General features: G+C 67.5%; 21 protein-coding genes. 9 read left to right on the top strand and 12 right to left on the bottom strand.

Annotation, left to right across the window (positions count from 1 at the left end; genetic code table 11):
* Positions 1–61: 61 nt before the first annotated feature.
* From AADV74_RS04760 to AADV74_RS04745, 4 genes are all read right to left on the bottom strand, one after another.
* The gene (locus AADV74_RS04760; protein WP_055818572.1) at positions 62–427 is read right to left on the bottom strand and encodes an RNA polymerase-binding protein RbpA; all 366 of its coding nucleotides are present in this window, start codon (positions 425–427) and stop codon (positions 62–64) included.
* A gap of 125 nt (positions 428–552) precedes the next feature.
* Positions 553–1,326, bottom strand: a complete 774-nt coding sequence (locus AADV74_RS04755) for a glycerophosphodiester phosphodiesterase family protein (RefSeq protein ID WP_342112335.1) — start codon at positions 1,324–1,326, stop codon at positions 553–555.
* 17 nt (positions 1,327–1,343) lie between these two features.
* A complete protein-coding gene (locus tag AADV74_RS04750) occupies positions 1,344–2,276 on the bottom strand; it encodes an SPFH domain-containing protein (RefSeq protein WP_342112333.1) in 933 nt (310 codons plus the stop codon).
* Entirely contained in the window at positions 2,273–2,752 is a 480-nt protein-coding gene (locus AADV74_RS04745; RefSeq protein ID WP_342112331.1) for an NfeD family protein, read from the bottom strand. Before AADV74_RS04745 ends, AADV74_RS04750 begins: the two co-directional genes overlap by 4 nt.
* Before the next feature lie 136 nt (positions 2,753–2,888).
* Here AADV74_RS04745 and AADV74_RS04740 point away from each other — a divergent pair, with 136 nt between their 5' ends.
* The 3 genes from AADV74_RS04740 (at position 2,889) to AADV74_RS04730 (ending at position 5,860) form a co-directional block, all read left to right on the top strand.
* Complete coding sequence (locus AADV74_RS04740) at positions 2,889–3,656, top strand: SDR family oxidoreductase (protein WP_342112329.1); 768 nt, start codon at positions 2,889–2,891, stop codon at positions 3,654–3,656.
* Between the two features lie 130 nt (positions 3,657–3,786).
* Positions 3,787–4,821 (top strand): hypothetical protein, encoded by a 1,035-nt coding sequence (locus AADV74_RS04735; protein ID WP_342112327.1) that lies wholly within the window; start codon positions 3,787–3,789, stop codon positions 4,819–4,821.
* Positions 4,811–5,860 carry a hypothetical protein gene (locus AADV74_RS04730; RefSeq protein WP_342112325.1) on the top strand — a complete coding sequence of 350 codons (1,050 nt, stop codon included), beginning with the start codon at positions 4,811–4,813 and terminating at the stop codon, positions 5,858–5,860. Before AADV74_RS04735 ends, AADV74_RS04730 begins: the two co-directional genes overlap by 11 nt.
* Positions 5,861–5,944: 84 nt before the next feature.
* Here AADV74_RS04730 and AADV74_RS04725 read toward each other — a convergent pair whose 3' ends face one another.
* Positions 5,945–6,526 (bottom strand): HdeD family acid-resistance protein, encoded by a 582-nt coding sequence (locus AADV74_RS04725; protein ID WP_342112323.1) that lies wholly within the window; start codon positions 6,524–6,526, stop codon positions 5,945–5,947.
* Positions 6,527–6,654: 128 nt separating this feature from the next.
* Positions 6,655–11,703, bottom strand: a complete 5,049-nt coding sequence (locus AADV74_RS04720) for a glycoside hydrolase family 3 N-terminal domain-containing protein (RefSeq protein WP_342112321.1) — start codon at positions 11,701–11,703, stop codon at positions 6,655–6,657.
* A 384-nt stretch (positions 11,704–12,087) separates the two neighbouring features.
* On the opposite strand from AADV74_RS04720, the gene AADV74_RS04715 reads away from it, so the two are divergent.
* From AADV74_RS04715 to AADV74_RS04705, 3 genes are all read left to right on the top strand, one after another.
* Positions 12,088–14,463: an ATP-binding cassette domain-containing protein gene (locus tag AADV74_RS04715; protein WP_342112319.1), complete on the top strand. Its 2,376-nt coding sequence runs from the start codon at positions 12,088–12,090 to the stop codon at positions 14,461–14,463.
* A gap of 88 nt (positions 14,464–14,551) precedes the next feature.
* Positions 14,552–14,995, top strand: a complete 444-nt coding sequence (locus AADV74_RS04710; RefSeq protein WP_342112317.1) for an iron chaperone — start codon at positions 14,552–14,554, stop codon at positions 14,993–14,995.
* A gap of 176 nt (positions 14,996–15,171) precedes the next feature.
* The gene (locus AADV74_RS04705; RefSeq protein ID WP_342112316.1) at positions 15,172–15,552 is read left to right on the top strand and encodes a DUF3253 domain-containing protein; all 381 of its coding nucleotides are present in this window, start codon (positions 15,172–15,174) and stop codon (positions 15,550–15,552) included.
* 9 nt (positions 15,553–15,561) lie between these two features.
* Here the strand turns inward: AADV74_RS04705 and AADV74_RS04700 are convergent, their stop codons facing one another.
* Positions 15,562–17,040, bottom strand: a complete 1,479-nt coding sequence (locus AADV74_RS04700) for a cryptochrome/photolyase family protein (protein ID WP_342112314.1) — start codon at positions 17,038–17,040, stop codon at positions 15,562–15,564.
* A gap of 168 nt (positions 17,041–17,208) precedes the next feature.
* Between AADV74_RS04700 and AADV74_RS04695 the strand changes: the two genes are divergently transcribed.
* On the top strand, positions 17,209–17,649 hold the full coding sequence (locus tag AADV74_RS04695; protein ID WP_342112312.1) for a hypothetical protein: 441 nt from the start codon (positions 17,209–17,211) through the stop codon (positions 17,647–17,649).
* 102 nt (positions 17,650–17,751) lie between these two features.
* Positions 17,752–17,949 (top strand): hypothetical protein, encoded by a 198-nt coding sequence (locus AADV74_RS04690; RefSeq protein ID WP_342112311.1) that lies wholly within the window; start codon positions 17,752–17,754, stop codon positions 17,947–17,949.
* A gap of 30 nt (positions 17,950–17,979) precedes the next feature.
* On the opposite strand, the gene AADV74_RS04685 is transcribed toward AADV74_RS04690, so the two are convergent.
* Positions 17,980–18,198, bottom strand: a complete 219-nt coding sequence (locus AADV74_RS04685; protein WP_342112308.1) for an SCO4848 family membrane protein — start codon at positions 18,196–18,198, stop codon at positions 17,980–17,982.
* 55 nt (positions 18,199–18,253) lie between these two features.
* Here AADV74_RS04685 and AADV74_RS04680 point away from each other — a divergent pair, with 55 nt between their 5' ends.
* Positions 18,254–19,021 carry an SDR family NAD(P)-dependent oxidoreductase gene (locus tag AADV74_RS04680; protein WP_342112306.1) on the top strand — a complete coding sequence of 256 codons (768 nt, stop codon included), beginning with the start codon at positions 18,254–18,256 and terminating at the stop codon, positions 19,019–19,021.
* Positions 19,022–19,056: 35 nt separating this feature from the next.
* Here AADV74_RS04680 and AADV74_RS04675 read toward each other — a convergent pair whose 3' ends face one another.
* The 4 genes from AADV74_RS04675 to dhaK are packed head-to-tail and all read right to left on the bottom strand — an operon-like array spanning position 19,057 to position 21,792.
* The gene (locus tag AADV74_RS04675) at positions 19,057–19,374 is read right to left on the bottom strand and encodes a hypothetical protein (RefSeq protein ID WP_342112304.1); all 318 of its coding nucleotides are present in this window, start codon (positions 19,372–19,374) and stop codon (positions 19,057–19,059) included.
* A 55-nt stretch (positions 19,375–19,429) separates the two neighbouring features.
* The gene (dhaM, locus tag AADV74_RS04670; RefSeq protein WP_342112301.1) at positions 19,430–20,140 is read right to left on the bottom strand and encodes a dihydroxyacetone kinase phosphoryl donor subunit DhaM; all 711 of its coding nucleotides are present in this window, start codon (positions 20,138–20,140) and stop codon (positions 19,430–19,432) included.
* A gap of 1 nt (position 20,141) precedes the next feature.
* Complete coding sequence (gene dhaL / locus AADV74_RS04665) at positions 20,142–20,780, bottom strand: dihydroxyacetone kinase subunit DhaL (protein WP_342112299.1); 639 nt, start codon at positions 20,778–20,780, stop codon at positions 20,142–20,144.
* A 10-nt stretch (positions 20,781–20,790) separates the two neighbouring features.
* Positions 20,791–21,792 (bottom strand): dihydroxyacetone kinase subunit DhaK, encoded by a 1,002-nt coding sequence (gene dhaK, locus AADV74_RS04660; RefSeq protein WP_342112297.1) that lies wholly within the window; start codon positions 21,790–21,792, stop codon positions 20,791–20,793.
* Positions 21,793–21,988 lie beyond the last annotated feature (196 nt).

Here is a 21,988-nt window from a genome sequence, read left to right as displayed (position 1 = left end):
GCGTTAAACCAGAAACGCGACCGTCTCAGTGAGACGATCGCGTTCGGTGGAGCTTCGACGCTCAGGCGCCGATCTTCTGCTGGCCACGACGGGCGCGCAGGATGTTCAGCCGTTCCTCGAGCAGTTCTTCGAGCTCGGGGATGGTGCGACGCTCGAGCAGCATGTCCCAGTGCGTGCGGGCGACCTTCTCGTCGGAGCGGTCGATGACGACCGGCTTCGAGTCGACGATGAGGATGGCCTCGAGGCCGCACTGCTTGCATTCCCAGCTCTGCGGAGCCTCGGCGTCAGCCGAGAACGTCATCACGGACTCGTGACCGCAGTGCTCGCACCGGTACGTGTGATTGACGCGCTGTGCGAAAGCCACGCCCTCTTCACTCTGAAGGCTCTGTGCGCCCAAACGCATTCCACGCAAACTACGATCAGCCATGGTGATCTCCTCTCACTGCCTGATCAGTTATAGCGGGCCAAGCTGGGCGTTCCCTTGCCATGAGCTCCTGTTCGCACAGCGCTTTCCCAGACAACGGGGCCGATCGAACGATTCACAGCTGGCGGTCAGACTGGGGATGCGCCGTCTCGCCGGAGCACGTGAGCCGCGACGTCAGCGCGGTCCGTGACGATGCCGTCGATGCCGAGTGCGAAGAGCCTGCGCATGGCCATCGGGTCGTTGACGGTCCAGACGTGCACCTCGAGGCCTGCAGCGTGCGCAGCATCGATGACCCGAGGAGTGACCAGCTGGATGCCACCACTCCGCTCGGGGATCTGAAGGGCCACCAACCCGGCCAGATTCCTGATCGCGTTGCTGCGGAGCCCGGTGCGGGCACCGAGCACGGCCCGGACGACGATCGATGCGGATGCCGACGACACGACTCCGGGCAGGAGTGCGACGGCGGCGGCCCGGCGCCGCTCGGAGAACGAGGTGATCAGCACCCGGCCGACGGCCTCGGTCGCCTGCACAGTCGATGCGACGCTTCCGATGGAGCCGGCATCCTTCACGTCGATGTTGAAGCGGGCTGTCGGGAACGTCGTGAGGGCGTCCTCGAGGGTGCAGAACGATTGACCGTGACCGAGGTCGATCTCGAGCAGCTCCTCGGACGACAGATCGCCGATGCGCTGACGGCGCCCGACGAGGCGCGCGAGATCGGGATCGTGGCTGATGATCGCGACGCCGTCGCGACTCGTGTGGACATCGGTCTCGAGGTGGGTGGCGCCGACCTCGAAGGCTCGCTGGAAGGCGAGGAGGGTGTTCTCCGGGGCCGACAATGCGAGGCCGCGATGCGCGAGGACGCGCGGCCACGCCGTGTCGAGGTAGGAACCCGGAGGCTGCACGAGACGGCCCGGGTGGATCAGGACGAGACCGGCGGATCGGCCGGGGGAGTGATCCCGCCCTTTCCCGGGGTGAACGCGGAGCTGAAGCCCTTGAGCGCCTCGGTGAACTCGCTCGGGATGATCCAGAGCTTGCTCGCCTCTCCCTGCGCGATCTGCGGCAGGGTCTGCAGGTACTGGTAGGCCAGCAGCTTCGGATCGGGGTCGCCCTCGTGGATGGCCGTGAAGACGGTGCGGATGGCCTCGGCCTCACCCTGGGCGCGGAGCACGGCGGCCTTGGCGTCACCCTCGGCCCGAAGGATCTCGGCCTGGCGAGCGCCCTCCGCCGTGAGGATCGCGGACTGCTTCGTGCCCTCTGCGGTGAGGATGAGTGCGCGGCGGTCACGCTCGGCACGCATCTGCTTCTCCATCGAGTCCTGGATGGAGTGGGGCGGGTCGATCGCCTTGAGCTCGACACGGTTGACGCGGATGCCCCACTTGCCCGTCGCCTCGTCGAGCACGATGCGCAGCTGGCCGTTGATGTTGTCGCGGCTGGTGAGGGCCTCCTCGAGGTTGAGGCCACCGACCACGTTGCGCAGGGTGGTCGTGGTGAGCTGCTCGACGGCGCCCAGGTAGTTCGCGATCTCATACGTCGCGGCACGGGCATCCGTCACCTGGAAGTAGACGACGGTGTCGATCGAGACGACGAGGTTGTCCTCCGTGATGACGGGCTGCGGCGGGAACGAGACGACCTGTTCGCGCAGGTCGACGAGGCGGCGGACCTTGTCGACGAAGGGAACTAGAAGGTTCAACCCCGGCATGAAGGTCTTGTGGTACCGGCCGAGGCGCTCGACCACGCCGGCGTAGGCCTGCGGGATGATGCGGATGGAGCGGAAGATCACCACCAGCACGAAGATGATGATGACGAGGATGATGACGGCCAGCACGATCTGGCCTGTCAGGGTGTCTGTCATTCGTGCGTCCTTTCAACCGGGACGACGACGGCGGTCGCGCCGTCGATCGCGGTGACGATGACCTGCTCGCCTGCCGCGACGATGCGCTGCTCGGTCACAGGGGAGAGACGGATGGTCCAGGTCTCGCCGTTGGCGAGTTTGGCCTGACCGGGTCCGGCGCCGACTCCGATGGAGGCCACGATGGTGGCGCCCATGCCGATGAGGGCGTCGACGTTGCTGCGTGCCGGATCACCGCCCTTCTTCAGGGCGCGCAGGAGCGGAGGCCTGATGAAGGCGAGAAGGGCGACCGAGACTATGGCGGCGACGATGATCTGGCCCCACCACGGCACGCCGATGAGGCTGGCTGCGAGGCCGCCGAGACTGCCGATCGCGATCATGAGGAAGGTGAGTTCGAGCGTCAACGTCTCGATCGTTCCGAAGATCAGGATGAGCGCCAGCCACACGATCCATGCGTATGCGAAGACCCCGTCGTCCATGTGCGCCCCCTTTGCGTCGTCCGTTCGACGCTATCAGCTGGGGCTGGGCGAATGCCGTTGATTGGTAGTCTCATCCGGGGATGTTGTCGCTGTTTCGCGGCATCCGCCGTACCGCCTCGACCGCAAGGAGTCACCAGTGACCAACCCCATCGCCCCCGGATCTCTTGCCGGCAGGACCGCCGTCGTGACGGGCTCGTCGCGCGGCATCGGCGCAGACACCGTCCGTCTGTTCGCCGCCGCCGGCGCGAACGTCGTCATCAACTTCCGCAACAAGGAGGCACGGGCTGTCAAGCTCGCCGACGAGATCCGTGCGGCGGGTGGCCGCGCCATCACCGTGGGAGCCGACCTCACCGACCGGGCCTCCGTCGACGGCCTGATGGATCAGGTCGCGGCCGAGTTCGGTGCCATCGACATCCTCGTGCTCAACGCATCGGGAGGCATGGAGTCCGGCATGGCCGCCGACTACGCCATGATCCTCAACCGCGACGCCCAGATCGGTGTTCTCGACGCTGCCCTCCCGCACCTCGGAGCAGGCAGCCGCGTCGTCTTCGTCACGAGCCACCAGGCGCACTTCATCCGTACGACCGAGACGATGCCGGAGTACGTGCCGGTGGCGCTCAGCAAGCGCGCAGGCGAGGATGCACTCCGCGCGCGCATTCCCGAGCTCGCGGCAGCCGGGATCGACTTCGTCGTGGTGTCCGGTGACATGATCGAGGGCACCATCACGGCGACACTGCTCGAGCGTGCCAACCCCGGCGCGATCTCGTCACGCAAGGAGTCTGCGGGCAAGCTCTACAACGTGGGAGAGTTCGCGGCAGAGGTCGCTGCCGCCGCCGTCGAGCCGATTGCAGCCGACAACACCCGCTACGTCGGGGACACCAGCGACTTCGCACCGGAGGCATGAGTTCTCGGACTTCATGAACCCACGCGTGCGACACGGACATCTCGATACGAAGTCGTGATGAATCCTTCTGCCGTAGGCCCGTTCGTTCTGCCAATATCGCACCACAGGCATGAACGGAAGAAGGGCACAAATGTATTCCAATCGGGGGATATATCGAGCGTTGGCCATCGCGTCATCTCTCGGTATCGGAGCGGCGATCTCGCTGGTCGGTGCCTCACCGGCCAGCGCTGACGAACTGGTCCAGATCGTGCTCGACCCTGTCGAGACGGCAGTCGAGTACGGCGAGTTCTGGAACTTCACGGCGAACATGAGCGTGGTGAACGCCACCTCGACTGGAGTGTTCTTCGAGGTGGGGGCCGTCGAGGCGCAGGTCTCGGTGTCGGGGCAGGAGGATCCGTACGACACGGCCCTGATCTATCCCGTGACGGAGGACACCTCGCACAACTCGGCAACCAGCTATGCCCACCCGAGCGACGAGCGTCCACCGTTGGACGTCGGCGACTACGACGTGACCATGTCTGTCGACATCCCTCGCTACGGCCAGCGGGCAGCCGGCAGCAGCGAGCCGGCCCGCCTCTCGATCACCCCGGCAGTGCTGAACACGGAGGTTCGGGCAGTGCCCGACCCGAGCAACCCAGAGAATGTCGTGATCACCGGGAGCCTGGCCGGCGACTTCGTCTCGAAGTTGAACGGCTGGGACGCTGGAGTGAACATAGCGACCCTTCCCGCGGGAACGTGGCATCTGACCATGACCGCGGCGGACGGAACCGTCGTCCTCGACCGTTCGATCGACCAGGAGCCGGGCATCCAACCGTCGGTGAGCACCTATTGGACGGATGCCGTCGCCGGCGTCGAGTACACGGCTGACGCGGTCTTCACTCCGACAGCGGCGTCGGCCGGCAATTTCGAGATCGCAGCTCCCACGGCATTCCCGTTCACCGCGAGTGAGTCCCAGCGCCCGATCCCGACGTCCACGGCCGCAGCGGCACCGGTGGACTCGGGTGTCCCGTCCAGCGGACTGACCCTCCCGCTCTGGTCACTCATCGGCGCCGGTCTCGTCGGACTCGGACTCCTCATCGCCCTCATAGTGCTCGCCGCCAGGTTGCGCACGCGCCGACGCCCGTCGGTGAGCATCGCCGCGAAGGAGACTCTCGATGTCGTATAGAACCCTCGCCGGTGCTGCCGCCGTGGCGGCCTTCACGCTGGTCCTGTCGTTCGTCGCTGCACCACTCGCCGCATCGGCCGCGACGAACACCTCGATCGCGTTCGTCAGTGCGGAACCCGTGACGGCCGCGTTCGACACCGACTGGGTGCTCGACCTCGTCGTCGCACGAGACGCACCCTCCGGTCCAGTGCAACCAGGTGAAGGCACGGTGGACGTCTACATCGACGGAATCCCGGGCGTCTATGCGCACGGGCTTCCCATCCAGTCCGGGGGAGCGGTCTTCTTCTCCCAGCCGAGCTCTCAGCCATTGCTGGGGGCCGGAGATCACACCGTTCGGGCCATCTTCAATCCGCTGGGCGGATCCGGTCTCGTCTCGAGCCAGACCGCTCAGACCGTCGTCCTCACCGTCACGCCTCTGACGCTGACCGCGACCGTATCGGCCGTCATGGATGCGTCGGTCGCCGAGCAGCCCGTCATCACCGCCGTCCTCTCGGGACCGGCGGTCGAGGCCTTCCATGGTGCACCGGCCGGTACCTGGTCGTTCACGGTCACCGACCCCGACGCCGAGATCGTGTTCAGCAGGGAGGCGGCTCAGGTGCAGGGTTCGACCTCCGCCATCGTCGTTCCCGTGGATGCGGAGCTGGCCCACGGCACCCGATTCGACGTCACGAGCACCTTCGTGCCGCATCCGTCCCTCACGGGCGGACTCACGATCGACGGTCCGTCGACGTCGACGTTCGTCTCTGCGAGCGCCACGCTCACAGAGCGCCTCGTCGCGCCGATCGCCGCAGAGTGGTGGATGGTCATCGCGGCGGGGGCGGTCCTCGCACTGCTCGCCGCGGCCACGATCTGGCTGAGCGTTCTCAGCGTTCGACGCCGTCGCGCGGGCCGCCGTGATTCCGGCACCGACGTCGGGCCGCCGACCTCGAAGCCATCGGAAGATGAGGCGCCGCGGGCGACGATCGCGCACGCGGATGCTCCCCCTGCCGAGCCCGATCACGTTCTGGTCGATGCAGACACTCAGCCGCGCCCGAGCTGACGTCGATCGACATGACAGAACGTCGATTGACATGACAGAGGGGCCGACCACCTCGTGGTCGGCCCCTCTGTCGCTGATGAGCGGCTAGGCGGTTGCGGTGTCCCGCCCGAACGTGAAGGCCTGCACCAGCTGCACGAGTCCGGCGATCACGAGGAAGATTCCGCCGATTATCAGCAGCACGCCGACGGTCGCCGTAGGCAGGAACAGCACCACGACACCGGCGATGATGCTGATGACGCCGAAGACGATGCCTGGCCAGCGCGAGCCGTCCGACGCCGACTCGACCAGGGCCGCCACGCCCTCGATGATCCAGGCGATACCGATGATGATGCCGAGCAGCGCCACGGTCGACTCGAGGTTGCGCAGGGCGAAGATGCCGGCGATCACGAGCAGCAGGCCGAGAAGGATGCTGAGGACGCGCGAGCCTCCCGAGATGCCCCTCGAGAAGATGCCCTTGGCCAGGCGCACGATTCCGATGATGAGGAAGTACAGGCCGAAGAGAATCGCCAGGAGGCCGGCGGTCTTGTCGGGCCAGACCAGGACGAGGATTCCCAACACGAGGGCGACGACGGCGCTGATGCCGAGGGCGACCCTGATGCCGTTGACTTCGGACTTGCTGAGGCTCTTGGGATCGATCTGGAAACCCAATGCGGTGATATCGGACATGACACTCCTTCAGTGAAACCGTTGATCCGATTGTGGCGCACATTCGGCGGATTCACAGGAATGAGACGGCCGGTGTCGCCAACCGGCGCGGTCGGCCACCCGAGTGGGCGGCCGACCACGGACTCCGGTCAGCCGATGGTGCCGCCGCTGAAGTCGTCGAACACGGCACGGGTGGCCGCGAGCGACCAGATGCCGACGTGGCCGCCTTGGGCATTGAAGTAGCCGCGATCGGCTGCGCCCAGCTTCGTGGAGCCGATCGTGTCGCCATCACGCAGCACCTCGACCGAGCCGTCAGCCAGCACCCGCGCGGTGAGCACGGCGCCGTCGGAGAAGTTCGCCGGGATGGCGGGGTAGCTGGTTCCGACCAGGAAGCCGCGCTGGGTCGTGATCCTCACTACCTTCGCCCTGGCGTCGTAGGCGACGATGACCCCCGTCGTGAGCGTCTTGCCGGGCTGCGCCTTGAGCACCAGTCCCTGCGCGCGGTTGGCCGGGTCGACCTTCGTCATGGTGACCGATGCCTCCTGACTGGCGCCGAACGCCTCCTTCCAGATCAACGGTCCGCCGAGCTGCAGGTCGAGGGCGTGGTTCTTCACCCTGTACAGCAGGGTGCTCGTGGCTCCGCTCCAGTTCGCTCCGACCCTGCCGTCGGCGCGATCGAAGTCGTCGAGCACGACCTGAGGCGGAGTCGGCGTGAGGCCGAGCACCGAGGCGAGCAGCTCGACTGCACGCACGGGATCGCCTGTGATCAGCGCGTGCTCGGCGTCGGCCGTGATGGCCGATGAGCCGTCAACTGCCGTCCCATCGACGACAGCAGCCTGCGCGAGGTCGCGCACCACCGAGGCGAGGGTGTCGGCGATGGCGAGGTCGCTCGTCTCGGTTCCCGGAACCAGGGCGACGGCATCCGCCACCAGGTCGATCGCGGCCTGGGGGTCGCTGACGGCACCGTCCACCGTCCAGATCGGAGCGGCGATGATGCCGTCGACCGCCGTCTTGACGGGGCCGGCCTCGAGGGAGCCCGCGAGCTCGGCCAGCCTGTCGCGGGGTGCATCGGTGCGCACGCCCCAGCCGTAGGCGAACAGCGGTTCATACGTCGCGTCGCCCACGTTGATCGGAACCTGCTCGGCTGTCGCAGGCCAGGTCACGGGAAGGCGGCCGGTGAACGGCTCGGTGCCGAACAGCACGTCGGCGACGCCGGCACCCTCGGATCCCGGCAGGAACGATGCGACGAGACCGTCGATCTCGGGCAGTCGGTCCGCAACCAGTTGAGTGCGTCCTGCGACGACCAGCACCACGCAGTCCATGGCCGCGCAGACCCGGTCGATCGCCGTGGTGTCGGCTGCGGAGAGCGAGAGGCTCTTGCCGTTGTTGCCGACGTCGCCCTGTCCCTCCGCGTACGGTGCCTCGCCGACGACCACGATGCCGGTGTCGGCTCCGTCCATCGGAGCCGAGGCGTCCTTGCTGAAGGTGGCGTCGGCGTCGACCTGCCGGATGCCCTCGAGGATGCTGGTTCCGGTGGTGATGTCTCCGGATGCGCCCTGCCACGAGATCGTCCAGCCTCCCATCTGGTGGCCGAGGTCGTCGGCGTTGGATCCGGCGATGTAGAGCGAGTCGGATGCCGCCAGCGGGAGGACTCCGTCATTCTTCAACAGCACCTGGCTCCGGGCGACGGCCGTCCGGGCGATGGCGCGGTGCTCGGCTCCACCGAAGGCATCCTGCTCGCTGCGATCGGTGATGGCGTCCTCGAACAGGCCCAGCGCGAACTTCTGCTGGAGGATGCGTGTGACGGCATCATCGACCCGGCTCTGCGCGATCGTGCCGGCGGCGACGCCGTCGGTCACGCTGGTGATGAAGGCGCCGAAGTTGTACGGCGCCATGGCCATGTCGAGTCCGGAGTTCACCGAACGCGCGACCTTCCCGGCGTAGGTGCCTCCCGGGAGCTTGTCGATGCCCTCCCAGTCGCTGATGAGGAACCCGTCGAAGCCGAGATCGCCCTTCAGCACGTCGGTGTTCAACAGCGTGTTCTCGTGCATGCGCACGTCGCCGTCTCCGAGATCGACGCCGGAGTAGGACGGCATGATGGTGCCGACTCCGGCATCGATGGCCGGGATGTAGGGATCGACGTGCAGAGTCTCGAAGTCCTCGAGGGAGTCGGCGACGGTGAGGCCCTGGTCGATCGGGTATCCCGTGCCGGCCTTCGAGGCGTCGTAGAGCGTCCCGCCGTCTCCCGCCCAGTGCTTGGCCGTGGCCAGAACCTTGTCGGGGCCGCTGAGGTCGCTCGGATCGTCGCCCTGCAGTCCCACGATGTTGGCCTCGGCGAAGGAACGCACGAGCGCCGGATCCTCGCTGAAGGACTCGTAGCTGCGTCCCCACCGTTCGTCGCGCGTGACGCAGAGGCACGGGGCGAAGGCCCAATTGACGCCTGTGGCCTTCGTCTCGCTCGCCGTGGCCTCGGCGATCTGCTGCACCAGTGCCGGATCACGGGTTGCTCCCAGCCCGGTGTTGTGGGGGAAGATCGTGGCGTCGAGCACATTGCTGTGGCCGTGGACGGCGTCGGCTCCGTAGACCAACGGGATCTGCAACGGCGTCGAGAGCGCCTGGCGCTGGTAGCCGTCGATCATGTCGGCCCACGCCTCGGGAGTGTTCGCCTGCGGAGTGGAGCCTCCACCCGACAGTACCGACCCCAGACCGAGATCGGCGATCTGCTGCGGCGAGCTCAGGCCCAGACGTTCGGCCTGCGCCATCTGGCCGACCTTCTCTGCCTGGCTCATACGGCCGAGCAGGTCGGCGACGCGCTCGTCGACCGGCAGGGACCCGTCGAGGTAGGGGAGGCCGTGAGCGTTGATGACGACGCGGGGGGCGGCATCCGGCAGGCTGGCATCGGACGATTCGAGGGTGATCGGGATGCTGCGGGCCTCGTCGGCCTCGTCGGTGGCGACGGTCTGCACGGCGATGCTCTGCACGCTGCCGGACTCGCTTCCGGCCGAGAAGGTGAGTTCCCCACTGAACGGCACGTAATCGGTGTCGGCCTCGGCCGAGCCCTCTCCGCTGGAGTACTGCACTGTGACCGGGGCGGCCAGGGGCTCGCCCGAGGTCGTGGTGACGGTGATGCCGACGTCGGCCGCGTCGCCGGCGTCGACGAGGTAGACGTCCTGGGTGGCAGAGACGCCGACCGTCGCCGCGGCGACCGGGGTGCCGTAGAGCTGCACGTCGTCGATGGCCCACGGGGTGCTCGTGGGCTTGCCCGGCGTGAAGGTGGGGGCGAAGCCCCAAGCACTCGTCAGGTCCAGGGTGCCGTTCTGGGTCTCGGCGCTTCCAGGCTGGTAGCCGCCGATCGAGAAGCTGGAGAACGGCAGTTCGACGAGCTTCCATCGGCTGGTCGAGCTGCCCCAGTTGTCCTTGAAGGTCGTCGCCCACAGCTCCGAGTGCTCGCCGTCCGGGCCGCCGTCCTTGAGCTCGACCTTGATGTCGTCACCGGCTGTGGGGGAGGCGGGGTTGCTGGGCTGGGAGGCGTACCACCAGAACCTGATGCCCTCGAAGGAGCTCCAGTCCTGCGACGCGGCGAGGTTGTCGCTGAACCCGCCGTAGCCGCCCGACGGGATGAGGTAGTCGCCGGCGAGCACCTTGTTGTCCGGCACGTCACCACGTTCGCGTGCTTCGACGCCCAGAGTGGAGAGGCCTTCCTGCGAGCCCCAGGTGAAGAAGCCCACGGGTACGGCCGAGGTGCTGATGGGCACGTCGCCCTGGAAGTCCTCGAGAGTGAAGACGCGCTCGTACACGGCGAAGTCGTCGAACGCCCACTCGCCGGCGCCGAGGCCGGTGAGGGTGACGGCGAAGCCCGTGGAGCCCTCGGGATCGAAGCGTGCAGGGTCGTCCGGGCTGCCCTTCACCCGCAGGCTCGAGAACAGCACGCTGATCTCCCGCCACCCCGCCGTGTCGTCGACGACGTTCTGATCGAAGAGCTTGCCCCCGCTCTTCAGCTCGTAGGAGAGCGTGCCGCCGTCGCCGGCGCCGCGGAACCAGAAGCTGAAGCCATCGGATGCCGACCAGTCGGTGGCTGCCGTGTCGTTGGAGAATCCGAACCAGTCGGATGCCGTCGGCTCAGCGCCCACCGTGGCGGTGAGCACGTCGTTGTCGGCCGCCGAGCCCGGCACGGCGGCATCCGGAGCTGTCGCCAGCACCGGCTTGACCGCATCCGTGCTGGCCCAGGTGAAGATGCCGGCCGGAACGCCGTCCTCGAAGTCGTGGATGACGGAGACGGTGCCGTCATTGGGGAGCTGGCCCGTCGGGGTGAGTGTGACCGTGGCCGTCGAACGGATGCCGAGGGTTATGCCGGCGCTGGGTTCGGAGAGCGCCAGTTCGAAGGCGCCGATGGGGGCGAGGGCGCCGCGCGACACTGTCGGTACCGTCACCGTGGCGCTCGTCTCGCCGGCGGGGAAGGTGACGACCTGGTCGACGGCCGTGTAGTCGGTTCCCGCGACAGCAGTCCCGTCGGTGCTCACGACGCGCACGGTCTGGTCTGCGGCCGACGGGTTGCTGAGTCCCACGGTGGCGACGGCGTCGGTACCCGCTCCGATGCGCACGGCGGGGGAGAGGAAGCCGACGGTCGGCACGGCGAGGGTGCCGTTCACGGCGAAGGTGAAGACGGAGTAGCCGTAGTAATGCGGGCCGGCCGGGTCCCAGGTGAACGCCACCCGCTCGAGCATGGCGAGGCGAACGTAGCGGGCCTGCACCGGAGCGTCGAAGACGATGCCCTCGGTTCCGCCGGCGCTGGCGGGCTGGGTCGCGACGACGCTCCAACTTGCATCGTCATCGGGGGCCGACGTCGCCGTGAGCACTTCGTAGGACGCCGCGTACGCTGCCTCCCAGGCGATCGAGACCCCGGTCACGGTGGCGACGGCGCCCAGGTCGGATGTCAGCGATGCCGTGAACACCGAGGTGTCGTCAGGGCCGTTGCCGCTGGCCCAGCGGGTCGTCGCGTCGCCGTCGATCGCGTTCTCCGCCGGGAAGTTCCCGTCGCCGTCGTTCTGGGCTGCGGATGCCGTGATCGTGCCGAAGCGAGCGAGATCGGGCTCAGCAGCACTGGCCGGTCCCGCGGCGACGAGCCCGGAGAGGATGAGGGCGAGGCCTGCGGCCCCTCCGATCACAGAACGCACAGAACGCACAGAACGAACCGACACGGTTACTCCTTCGTAACGTGAGTGCCGTCGCGCCGACCGAAGGGACGAGACGGATATCGCGGGATCCCGAATCAGCCCCCGCCGAGACCGATCCTAGGGGGACGGATGTCACCCGGTCGAGGGGTGTGCGGGTATTGGCTTCGCTTCCATTCGGGGTACAGCCCGAGAGCTCACCGTAACCCCGCGGCGTGAGAGCGCTCTCATCACCCTGATGTGGCGCGATGGTCCAGGGGGAGGGGCAGTACTGGCGTCTCCTCGTCGGGGTACGCCGCGGGGCTCGGCTGCACATCATGCCGGCCTACCGGTACCGGTGCGCTAGGGGAGCGTCGTGCGTCACCGGTAATCTGATCGGCGACGTCGCCCACGCCGACAGATGGAGACACCATGACCACCGACGCACCGTCGACAGACCGGCATCCGGCCGACGGCCACGACAGGATCCGGGTGCAGGGTGCCCGTGTGAACAACCTCAAGGACATCAGCGTCGACATTCCGAAGCGCCGGCTGACGGTGTTCACGGGGGTCTCGGGTTCCGGCAAGAGCTCTTTGGTGTTCGGCACGATCGCGGCAGAGTCGCAGCGGATGATCAATGAGACCTACAGCACCTTCGTGCAGGGCTTCATGCCGACGATGGCCAGACCCGAGGTCGACGTGCTCGAGGGGCTCACCACGGCGATCCTCGTCGACCAGGAGCGACTCGGCGCCAACCCGCGCTCGACGGTCGGCACGGTCACCGACGCCAACGCGATGCTCCGCATCCTGTTCAGCCGCCTCGGGCAGCCCCACATCGGATCGCCGCAGGCGTTCTCCTTCAACATCGCCTCTGTGCAGGGCTCCCGCTCGGTCACCATCGACAAGGGATCCGGAGCGGCCATGAGCGACGACTTCTCCTTCACCGGTGGCATGTGCCCTCGCTGCGAGGGCATGGGTTCGGTGACCGACATCGATCTCACGGAGCTCTACGACGACTCCAAGTCGCTCGCCGAGGGCGCGCTCACCATTCCCGGCTACACGGTCGATGGATGGATGGTGCGCATCTTCAGCGAGTCCGGATTCCTCGACCCGGCGAAGCCGATCCGCGACTACACCGAGTCCGAGCTGCACGACTTCCTGTACAAGGAGCCGACCAAGGTCAAGTTCCAGAACATCAACATGACCTACGAGGGCCTGGTCTCGAAGATCCAGAAGACCCTGCTGTCGAAGGACAAGGAGGCGATGCAGCCGCACATCAGGGCCTTCGTCGACAGGGCCGTCACCTTCACGGCGTGTCCGGACTGCGACGGTACCCGCCTCAGTGCCGGAGCACGCTCCTCGAAGATCGGCGGCATCAGCATCGCGGATGCCTGCGCAATGCAGATCAGCGACCTGGCCGTGTGGGTCCGCGGTCTCGACGAGCCCTCGGTCACGCCGTTGCTCACGACCCTGAGCCAGACCCTCGACTCCTTCGTCGAGATCGGCCTGGGGTATCTCTCGCTCGATCGATCATCGGGAACCCTCTCCGGAGGGGAGTCGCAGCGCGTCAAGCTGATCCGTCACCTCGGCTCGGCGCTCACCGATGTCACCTACGTCTTCGACGAGCCGACCATCGGGCTGCATCCCCACGACATCCAGCGCATGAACGAGCTGCTGCTCCGCCTGCGCGACAAGGGGAACACCGTGCTCGTCGTCGAGCACAAGCCCGAGATGATCGCCATCGCCGACCACGCCGTCGACCTCGGTCCGCGGGCGGGAACCGCCGGCGGCACCATCACGTTCGAGGGCACCATCGCCGAGCTGCGGGCCAGCGACACCCTCACCGGACGCCACCTCGACGACAGGGTGGCTGTGAAGCCCTCCGTGCGTACTCCCAGCGGCGCGCTCGAGATTCGCGGTGCCACAGCCCACAACCTGCAGGACGTCGATGTCGACATCCCGCTCGGTGTGCTCGTCGTGGTCACGGGAGTGGCCGGCTCGGGGAAGAGCTCGCTGATCCACGGGTCCATCCCGGCGGGCGCCGGAGTCGTGTCGATCGACCAGACGGTCATCCGCGGGTCGCGTCGCAGCAATCCCGCCACCTACACCGGGCTGCTCGAGCCGATCCGCAAGGCGTTCGCGAAGGCCAACGGAGTGAAGCCGGCGCTGTTCAGCGCCAACTCCGAAGGAGCCTGCCCGAACTGCAACGGAGCCGGCGTCATCTATACCGATCTCGGCATCATGGCCGGGGTCTCGACGCCCTGCGAGGTCTGCGGGGGCAAGCGGTTCGACGCCTCCGTGCTCGAGTACCACCTGGGCGGTCGCGACATCAGTGAAGTGCTGGCGATGTCGGTGAGCGAAGCCGAGGAGTTCTTCGGCACGGGGGAGGCGCGTACCCCGGCGGCGCACGCGATCCTCGAGCGTCTCGTCGACGTCGGACTGGGTTACCTGCGCCTCGGGCAGCCGCTCCCGACCCTCTCGGGCGGTGAGCGCCAGCGTCTGAAGCTCGCCACCCACATGGCGGAGAAGGGCGACATCTACGTGCTCGACGAACCCACCAGCGGTCTGCACCTCGCTGATGTCGAACACCTCCTCGGCCTGCTCGACCGGCTCGTCGACTCCGGCAAGTCGGTCATCGTCGTCGAGCATCACCAGGCCGTCATGGCCCACGCCGACTGGATCATCGATCTCGGTCCCGGCGCAGGTCACGACGGCGGCCGCGTGGTCTTCGAGGGATCACCCGCAGCATTGGTCGCGGCCTCATCCACGCTGACGGGGGAGCACCTCGCGTCGTACGTGGGTGCCTGAGAGCCGTCGACCGAGCAGATTCGGAGAAGACTTCGTCTCCTCCGGCGAATAGCATCGCTCACAGGAAACGTTCAGAAAAGGAGTCGTCATGGCTGAAGTGTCCAAGTCGTCCGCACGAAGCACGAAGTCGGGTTTCACCGCCGACGAGCGCGCGGCCATGCGTGAGCGCGCCAAGGAGCTCAAGGCCTCGGCCAACCGCGAGGAGGCCGCCAAGGCCGTCCTGGAGGCGATCGCCGAGATGCCGGACGAGGAACGCGTCGTCGCGGAGCGTCTCCACGCCGTCGTGACGGCCGCGGCGCCGGAGCTCGACCCGAGACTCTGGTACGGGCAACCGGCCTACGCGAAGGACGGAGCGATCGTCTGCTTCTTCCAGAATCCATCGAAATTCAAGACGCGGTACACGACGCTCGGATTCAACGATTCGGCCCGGCTGGACGACGGCACCATGTGGCCGACGTCCTTCGCCATCACGTCACTGACCGCAGCGTCGGAGAAGGCGATCACAGCGCTGGTGAAGAAGGCCGTCAGCTGAGTTCTTGTCGTTTCCGCCAGCCGGGAGTTGATCTGCGCACCACCTCCGGAATGTGTCCGATAATGCACATTATGACAAGTAACTTCTCGACGTCTCTCTGATCCACCGGATGCTCGCCTGCCCCGAGCGGCGACCGCACCCACGGATGCGTCTGCGGAAGGGCCCACACTGGGAACATGCCTCCCCCCGACAAGACGTGCGCCTCGTGCGGTCGCCGCATCGAATGGCGTGCGAAGTGGGAGCGCAACTGGGATGCCGTCCGTTACTGCAGCGATGCGTGCCGACGACGACGGGTCGGTCCGGCCGACCGCGACCTCGAGGAACGCATCACGTCGATGCTGGACGCACGCGCGTCGTCTGCGACGATCTGTCCGTCGGATGTCGCACGCGCCGTGTCCTCCGATGAATCCGAATGGCGCGCCCTCATGGAGCCCGTCCGTCGTGCCGCTCGCCGGCTGGTGGCCGCAGGCGAGGTCGAGATCACGCAGGGCGGGCGGGTGGTAGACCCGTCCACCGCGAAGGGTCCGATTCGGATCCGCCGCCGCCGACAGGGTTGAGGCTGCCGGTCACCATCGTTCGCGCCGACGTTCCTGGTCCACCACGGCGTCGCGATCGACGAGTCGTCTGAGGCCTGCGAGAGGTTGGGCCATCCGTGCATTGCCGCGGATGCGTGGCTCCACCCTGTCGAGGAAGGTCCAGTATCCGGCCGTGAACGGGCAGGCGTTCTCCCCCAGCCGTACCTTCGGATCGAAGACGCATCGGCCGCAGTAGTCCGACATCTTCGAGATGTACGCTCCCCCGGACACGTACGGCTTCGTCGCGACGACTCCGCCGTCGGCGTGCTGCGACATGCCGATCACGTTGGCCGGCATCACCCAGGGCGTGCCGTCGACGAACATGTCCACGAACCAGTCGTTGAGGGCGACGGGATCGTAGCCGTGCTGGATGGACCAGTTGCCGAGGACCATCAACCGCTGGATGTGATGGGCCCAGCCGTGACGGCGCATCCCGTCGATCGTCTCGCGCAGACAGGTGGACTCGATGGCGTCTGCGTCGAGGTTCGAGAACACCTCGGGCAGCGGGTTGTGGGCGTCGAGCGCATTGTTGCCGGTGCGGTACCCCTCGCCCAGGTACCAGTACAGGTGCCACACGTAGTCCCGCCAGCCCATGACCTGTCGAACGAAGCCCTCGACGCTGGCCAGCGGTGCGCGCCCGGCAGCGTGTTCCGCGGCCACCGTGCGAACGACGTCCGACGGGTCGATCAATCCGAGGTTCATCGGGGCGCTCAACAGCGAGTGCGCCATCGTCCAGTCGTCGGTGAGGATCGCATCCTCGAACGGACCGAAGTCGTTCAACCTGGAGCCGATGAAGTCGGTGAGCGCCGCATCCGCTTCCGCAGCGGTCACGGCGAATCGACGCGGTCCATCGGCACCCAGCAGCCGGACCGCACCCTCGGACTGCCAGCGATCGAGATCCTGGCGCACCTGCTCGTCGATCTCGTCCTCGGTCGGCCACCACGGGTCGGGAAGGCCCAGCGACAGGGCGTTCTTCGGCGGCGGCTTGCGATTGTCGTGATCGAAGTTCCACCGTCCGCCCTCGGGGGCGTCCCCGCGCATCAGGATGCCCGTCCGCTCTCGCGCGTGACGGTAGAAGTCCTCCAGCACGAGACGCTTCCCGGCCCGAGAGTCCGCCCAGGCATGGAAGTCGGCCTCCGATGTGACGAAGCCGCGGCTCGGGAGCACGGCGATGTCATGACGCGCGACGAACCGCCGTGCCGCCCATGAGGTCGGCGCTATGACCTCGAGATCTCTGCGACCGGAGACGACGTCGGAGTACCGCTCGACCTGATGGAACTCCACGCGATCGCCCAGTTCGGCGGCGCGGTGCCTCATCGCGGAGAGGAGCAGGTGCGCCTTCGCGCGATGCATGGGACGCCGGCCGAACACCGACCTCGCCTCGACGATCATCATGGGCCCGCCGTCGTCGAAGGCAGGACCGAGCTGGCCCGCGAAGATCCATCGGGTGCGCTCGAGGGTCAGGGCCATCCGTCCAGTATCAGCCCTGCCATCCGCGCTCGCGCGAATGGCCTCGCGTTGTTGTCCGGGTTCGTTCCTGTCGGCCAGGAGGTGACGGCGAGTGCGCCCTGCTGGCACACTGGCCCGACAGGGTGTGTCAACGACGCAACCCGACGCGACGCGACGAAAGGCAGTGCCATGCTCGGCCGCAGGGACTTCACGCAGGACGAACTCGAGCACGCCCGATCCGAGATCGTCGGCCAACTCGCAGCCTATGAGGTGCTTGCGGGCACCGTGACGGATCCGGCCGGAATCGCTGCGCTCGAGGTCTTCTCCTCCGGCTTCTTCACCGCCATGCTGCTGGCGCTCGACCGCCCCTTCGTGCATCGCCTCCGTCTGGTGACGGGCACCGATGGCAACGCCCTCAACGAGGTCGAGATGCTCGTCGATTCGCTGATCAACCACAGCGGCGTGCTGCAGCCGAGCACCGAGCTCGCGCTGGATCCCGAGACGAGCGTGACGGGCATCGCCTTCGGTGAGGAGATCCATCTCACCATCGATCAGTTCGAGCGCCTGGCGGCAGCGTTCTTCGTCGAGATCGAGAAGAAGTTCATCATCGAAGCTGCTGAATTCGACTAGGCGCTCCGGCGCTGCGACGTCCGGCGCTGCTCGGGCGACGGCGAGCGCGGGGCGAGCTGCGCCGCGTCCGATCTGTAGTATCCGACCAACGAGGGGGTCGTCTTGGAGTTGGTGCTGTTCCTGGTCATCGGGGTCGTTGCCGTGGTGTCGCTCGGCGCTGTCGGCGCGATCCGTGAGCGGCGGCGTCGCGTCCTGCCGCCGTCCGCCCACGACACGTCAGCGGGCGACTCGCAGAACAGCGCGGCGCTGGCCGCGGCGCTCACCGCAGCCGCGTCGAAGAACTCCGGCGCGGGTCTCTGAGCTCATCCGACGCGCCCTACCGGCGCACGCTCAACCGATCACGAAGGCGGCGATCGCCGCAGCGGCCGAGACGGCGGCGATCAGTAGCGCGGCAGTGATCAGCACGAGGTGCACCGTGTAGAACCTCGTGCGCCGTCCGTCTGCGTCGCGCGCCCGGGGATCGGCGGCGATCCTGCGCAGGAACGCCGGCCAGACGACCACGTTGAAGACGGCGTTCACGAGCAGCAGCACGGCCAGCAGAGTGTTCATCCCGGCCAGCCTAACCTCGCCGATCCGGGTGCGGCGACGGTCATAGGGTGGAGGAATGAGCACCGAGAGCGAGACCCGCCGCCCCGTCACCATCATCACGGGCGGCGGTCGCGGCATCGGCCGGGCCATCTCCGAGCGCCTGGTCGCCGATGGCCACGACCTTGCGATCACCTACAGGGAACGGGGCGCGGATGCCGAGGCCGTCGCCGAATCCCTGCGTGCTGCCGGCGCCGACGTGCTGGTGCTCGCCTGCGATCTCGGCGAAGCCGTGCAGGCGGCATCCGTCATTCCCGCCGTGCTCGAGCACTTCGGCTCCTTCACCGGCCTCGTGAACAACGCCGGCATCACCGGGCGCATCGGCGGGTTCCTCGAGCTCGACACAGAGGAGTCTCGAGAGGTCTTCGCCGTGAACGACCTGGCCCCGCTCATCATGTCCCAGCAGGCCATCGCCCACATGGCCGTCAATCGTGGCGGCGCCGGTGGTGCGATCGTGAACATCTCCTCCGGGGCCGCCACGACGGGCGCCCCCGACACCTACATCCCCTATGCGATGAGCAAGGCCGCCCTCGACGCGATGACCCTGGGCCTGGCGAAGGAGTTCGGACCATTCGGTGTGCGTATCAACACCGTCTCCCCCGGCACCACGCACACCGAGATCCACGCGAGCGCCGGGCGACCGAACGCGCCAGCCGAGCGCGCACCGCGCATTCCCATGCGGCGAGCCGGCCAGCCCGACGAGGTCGCCGGTGCGGTCGCCTTTCTCCTCGGACCCGACGCGTCGTACATCACGGGAGCGAACATCCGCGTCGCGGGAGGCAACTGACTCGTCCGATCGAGTCGAAGCCGATGCTCAGCGGCTCAGTGCCTGCGAGCGACCTTCTCCCGGCGCTCGGCCGACGCGGGCATCCCGAACTCGTCCAACGGCTCGTTGTCGGGTTTCAGGGGCAGCCTTTCCCCCGTCGGGCACTCGACGACGGTGTTGAGTGTCGACCGCTCGATCTGATGTTGAGCCATGACGTGACCGCACATCGGGCACTCCGACTGGGCCGCCGGTCTCTCCGCATCCCCGTATGCGACCGGTGCGCTCTCTCCGAAGGCCGGTGACAGCTTGCTGTCGACCCACTCGAAGAAATGCGCGTAGCCGTTCTCCTTGCGTTGTGCGTCTTCCTTGACCATGGCGAACATGGTACCCCCGTCCGAGGGGTTGCTGACAGGGCGGATTCGGCGGTTCTCAGGCCTCGCCGAAGCCCGATGCCACGAGATCGGCCACGCCGTCGACGGCCCAGCGACCGTCGGCCGTGTCCGGCGCGGAGATCGAGACGGTGGCGCCCTGGGTGAGCCCGAGTGACATGATGCCGAGGAGGCTGCGCGCGTTGGTGCCGTTGACGGTGATCGCGCTGTCGAAGGTCGCGGCGAGCTTGACGAGCTCGGCGGCCGGCCTGGCGTGGAGGCCGTCCTTGTTCACCAGTTCGAGAGTTCGGGTGTAGTCGCCCCCGGCGAGATCCGCATCCGATGCTGCAGGCGAGTCCGATGCTCCGGATGCCGCTTCCCTGTTCGCACTCGCAGCGGCATCCAGCACAGCCGTCAGGTCTCCCCCGGTCTGTGCGGCCACCGCCGCGGCGACAGCACCCTCGACGATGGGGGCATCCGCGATGCCGACCCGGCTTCGCGCGGCATCGTCGAGGAAGTCGAGTGCTGTCTCAGCGGTGAGGATCGCCGAGCCGAGGTCGCAGAGGATCACGGCACCGGCGCCCGCGTCGGCCTGCTCGATCGCAGCGGAGATGAGTTCGAAGCTGGTGCCGATGCGGCCATCATCGGTTCCGCCCGCAGCCACTATGACGGTGTCCGGTGCCATCTGCCCGGCCAGGTCGACGATCCCCTCCGCGATCTTCGCGCTGTGCGAGGCGATCACGAGCCCGACGAGGGGGCCGGTCTCCCCCACGTCAGGCCGCCTGGGCGGCGTCGGCTGCGGCCTGAAGCAGGTACGCGGTCGACTGGGCGCCCGGGTCCCGGTGTCCGATGGCCCGTTCGCCGAGGTAGCTCGCACGACCCTTGTGCGCCACCAGTGGCTCCGTGGCGACGGCCCCTGCGGCTGCGGCCTCGGCCGCGGCAGCGAGGATCTCGGACTCGGACGCTCCGGCGGCCTCGGCGGCGACGGCGGCATCGACGGCCGGTGTCCACGCGTCGATCATCGTCTTGTCCCCGACCTCCGCCTTCCCGCGGAGCACGATGCCATCGCGTGCCGCGGTCAGCAGGGCGACGACGGCGGCGCCGTCGAGCTCCGGAGCGGAGCCGACGGCGATCGCCGCCTTCAGGTAGGCAGTGCCGAACAACGGGCCGGCCGCTCCCCCGACGGTGGAGATCAGCGTCGTGGCCACGAGCTTGAGGGCATCCCCGGGCGTCGCGTCGTCATCCAGCACGTCGAGCTTCGGCACCACGGCCTGGAAGCCGCGATCCATGTTCTCCCCGTGGTCGCCATCGCCGATGGCGCGATCGAGCGTGATGAGCTCGACGCGCTTGTCGGCTATGACGGCGCCGGAGCGGCGGATCCAGTCGAGTGTCCAGCTGAGGCCCAGCGCCATTGCGTGTCTCCTATCGACCCCAGCGAAGCGCAGCTGTCTGCACGGGGGCATCCCATAGTTCGGTCAGTTCGTCATCGAGCTTCAGCACCGACAGCGAGAAACCCTGCATCTCGAGCGCCGTCGTGTAGTTGCCCACCAGCGATCGTGTCACCTCGATACCCTGCGCCGCCAGAACCTCGGCAGCGTGGCGGTAGACGATGAACAGCTCCACGAGCGGGGTGCCGCCCATGCCGTTGACGAGCAGCAGCACCTTGTCGCCGGACGTGAACGGGATGTCCTCGACGATCGGCCCGAGGATCCGCTCGACGATCGCGTCGGCCGGCTCGAGCTTGATCCGCTCGCGACCCGGCTCGCCGTGGATGCCGATGCCGATCTCGATCTCGTCCTCAGCGAGCGTGAAGCTGGGCTCACCGGCGTGCGGCACGATGCAGGGACTCAGGGCAACGCCCATCGAACGCACCTGGGCGTTGACCTTCTCGGCGATGGCCGTCACGGCGTCGAGGTCGTCTCCCCGCTGTGCAGCAGCTCCCGCGATCTTCTCGACGAGCACGGTGCCGGCGACTCCGCGTCGGCCGGCCGTGTAGAGCGAGTCCTTGACGGCGACATCGTCGTTCGTCACCACGGCTCGTACGTCGATGCCCTCGGCGGCGGCGAGGTCTGCGGCGGTCTCGAAGTTGAGCACGTCGCCTGTGTAGTTCTTGACGATGTGCAGCACCCCGGCACCGCCGTCGACGGCCTTCGTGGCTGCGAGGATCGGGTCGGGAGTCGGCGACGTGAACACGGCACCGGGTACGGCTCCGTCGAGCATCCCGTAGCCGACGAATCCGGCGTGCAACGGTTCGTGACCGCTGCCACCGCCGCTGATGATCGCGACCTTGCCGGCTGTGGGCGCGTCGGCTCGGACGACGAAGTTGGGGTCGTACTCCGCGCGCACGAGGTCGCCGTGTGCTGCAGCGAATCCGGCGAGGGACTCATTGACGACGTTCTTCGGATCATTGATGAGCTTCTTCACGAAATTCCTTCCGAGAGGCGCCTGCCGCACTGCACGTTTGTGCGCATCGACGTTGACGCACGGGTATCCCCTGCTCAACTTAGCCCGGCGACGGCCGCACCGGTATGGGTCTGATGAACAAATGCGCGGGCATCATTCCCCCGGACGAGGTACAGCAATAGGGTGAGGTCGAGCGCGCAAAGATGCGCGCCGAACG

This window comes from Leifsonia stereocauli, from assembly GCF_038432415.1.
GTDB lineage: Bacteria > Actinomycetota > Actinomycetes > Actinomycetales > Microbacteriaceae > Orlajensenia > Orlajensenia stereocauli.
This window is presented reverse-complemented; position numbering and strand designations above follow the sequence as displayed.

Coding starts and splice junctions, on each gene's coding strand:
- AADV74_RS04760 (WP_055818572.1), bottom strand. CDS start 427: ATGGCTGATCGTAGTTTGCGTGGAATGCGTTTGGGCGCACAGAGCCTT.
- AADV74_RS04750 (WP_342112333.1), bottom strand. CDS start 2,276: ATGACAGACACCCTGACAGGCCAGATCGTGCTGGCCGTCATCATCCTC.
- AADV74_RS04745 (WP_342112331.1), bottom strand. CDS start 2,752: ATGGACGACGGGGTCTTCGCATACGCATGGATCGTGTGGCTGGCGCTC.
- AADV74_RS04735 (WP_342112327.1), top strand. CDS start 3,787: ATGTATTCCAATCGGGGGATATATCGAGCGTTGGCCATCGCGTCATCT.
- AADV74_RS04730 (WP_342112325.1), top strand. CDS start 4,811: ATGTCGTATAGAACCCTCGCCGGTGCTGCCGCCGTGGCGGCCTTCACG.
- AADV74_RS04725 (WP_342112323.1), bottom strand. CDS start 6,526: ATGTCCGATATCACCGCATTGGGTTTCCAGATCGATCCCAAGAGCCTC.
- AADV74_RS04715 (WP_342112319.1), top strand. CDS start 12,088: ATGACCACCGACGCACCGTCGACAGACCGGCATCCGGCCGACGGCCAC.
- AADV74_RS04710 (WP_342112317.1), top strand. CDS start 14,552: ATGGCTGAAGTGTCCAAGTCGTCCGCACGAAGCACGAAGTCGGGTTTC.
- AADV74_RS04705 (WP_342112316.1), top strand. CDS start 15,172: ATGCCTCCCCCCGACAAGACGTGCGCCTCGTGCGGTCGCCGCATCGAA.
- AADV74_RS04700 (WP_342112314.1), bottom strand. CDS start 17,040: ATGGCCCTGACCCTCGAGCGCACCCGATGGATCTTCGCGGGCCAGCTC.
- AADV74_RS04695 (WP_342112312.1), top strand. CDS start 17,209: ATGCTCGGCCGCAGGGACTTCACGCAGGACGAACTCGAGCACGCCCGA.
- AADV74_RS04685 (WP_342112308.1), bottom strand. CDS start 18,198: ATGAACACTCTGCTGGCCGTGCTGCTGCTCGTGAACGCCGTCTTCAAC.
- AADV74_RS04680 (WP_342112306.1), top strand. CDS start 18,254: ATGAGCACCGAGAGCGAGACCCGCCGCCCCGTCACCATCATCACGGGC.
- AADV74_RS04675 (WP_342112304.1), bottom strand. CDS start 19,374: ATGGTCAAGGAAGACGCACAACGCAAGGAGAACGGCTACGCGCATTTC.
- dhaL (WP_342112299.1), bottom strand. CDS start 20,780: ATGGCGCTGGGCCTCAGCTGGACACTCGACTGGATCCGCCGCTCCGGC.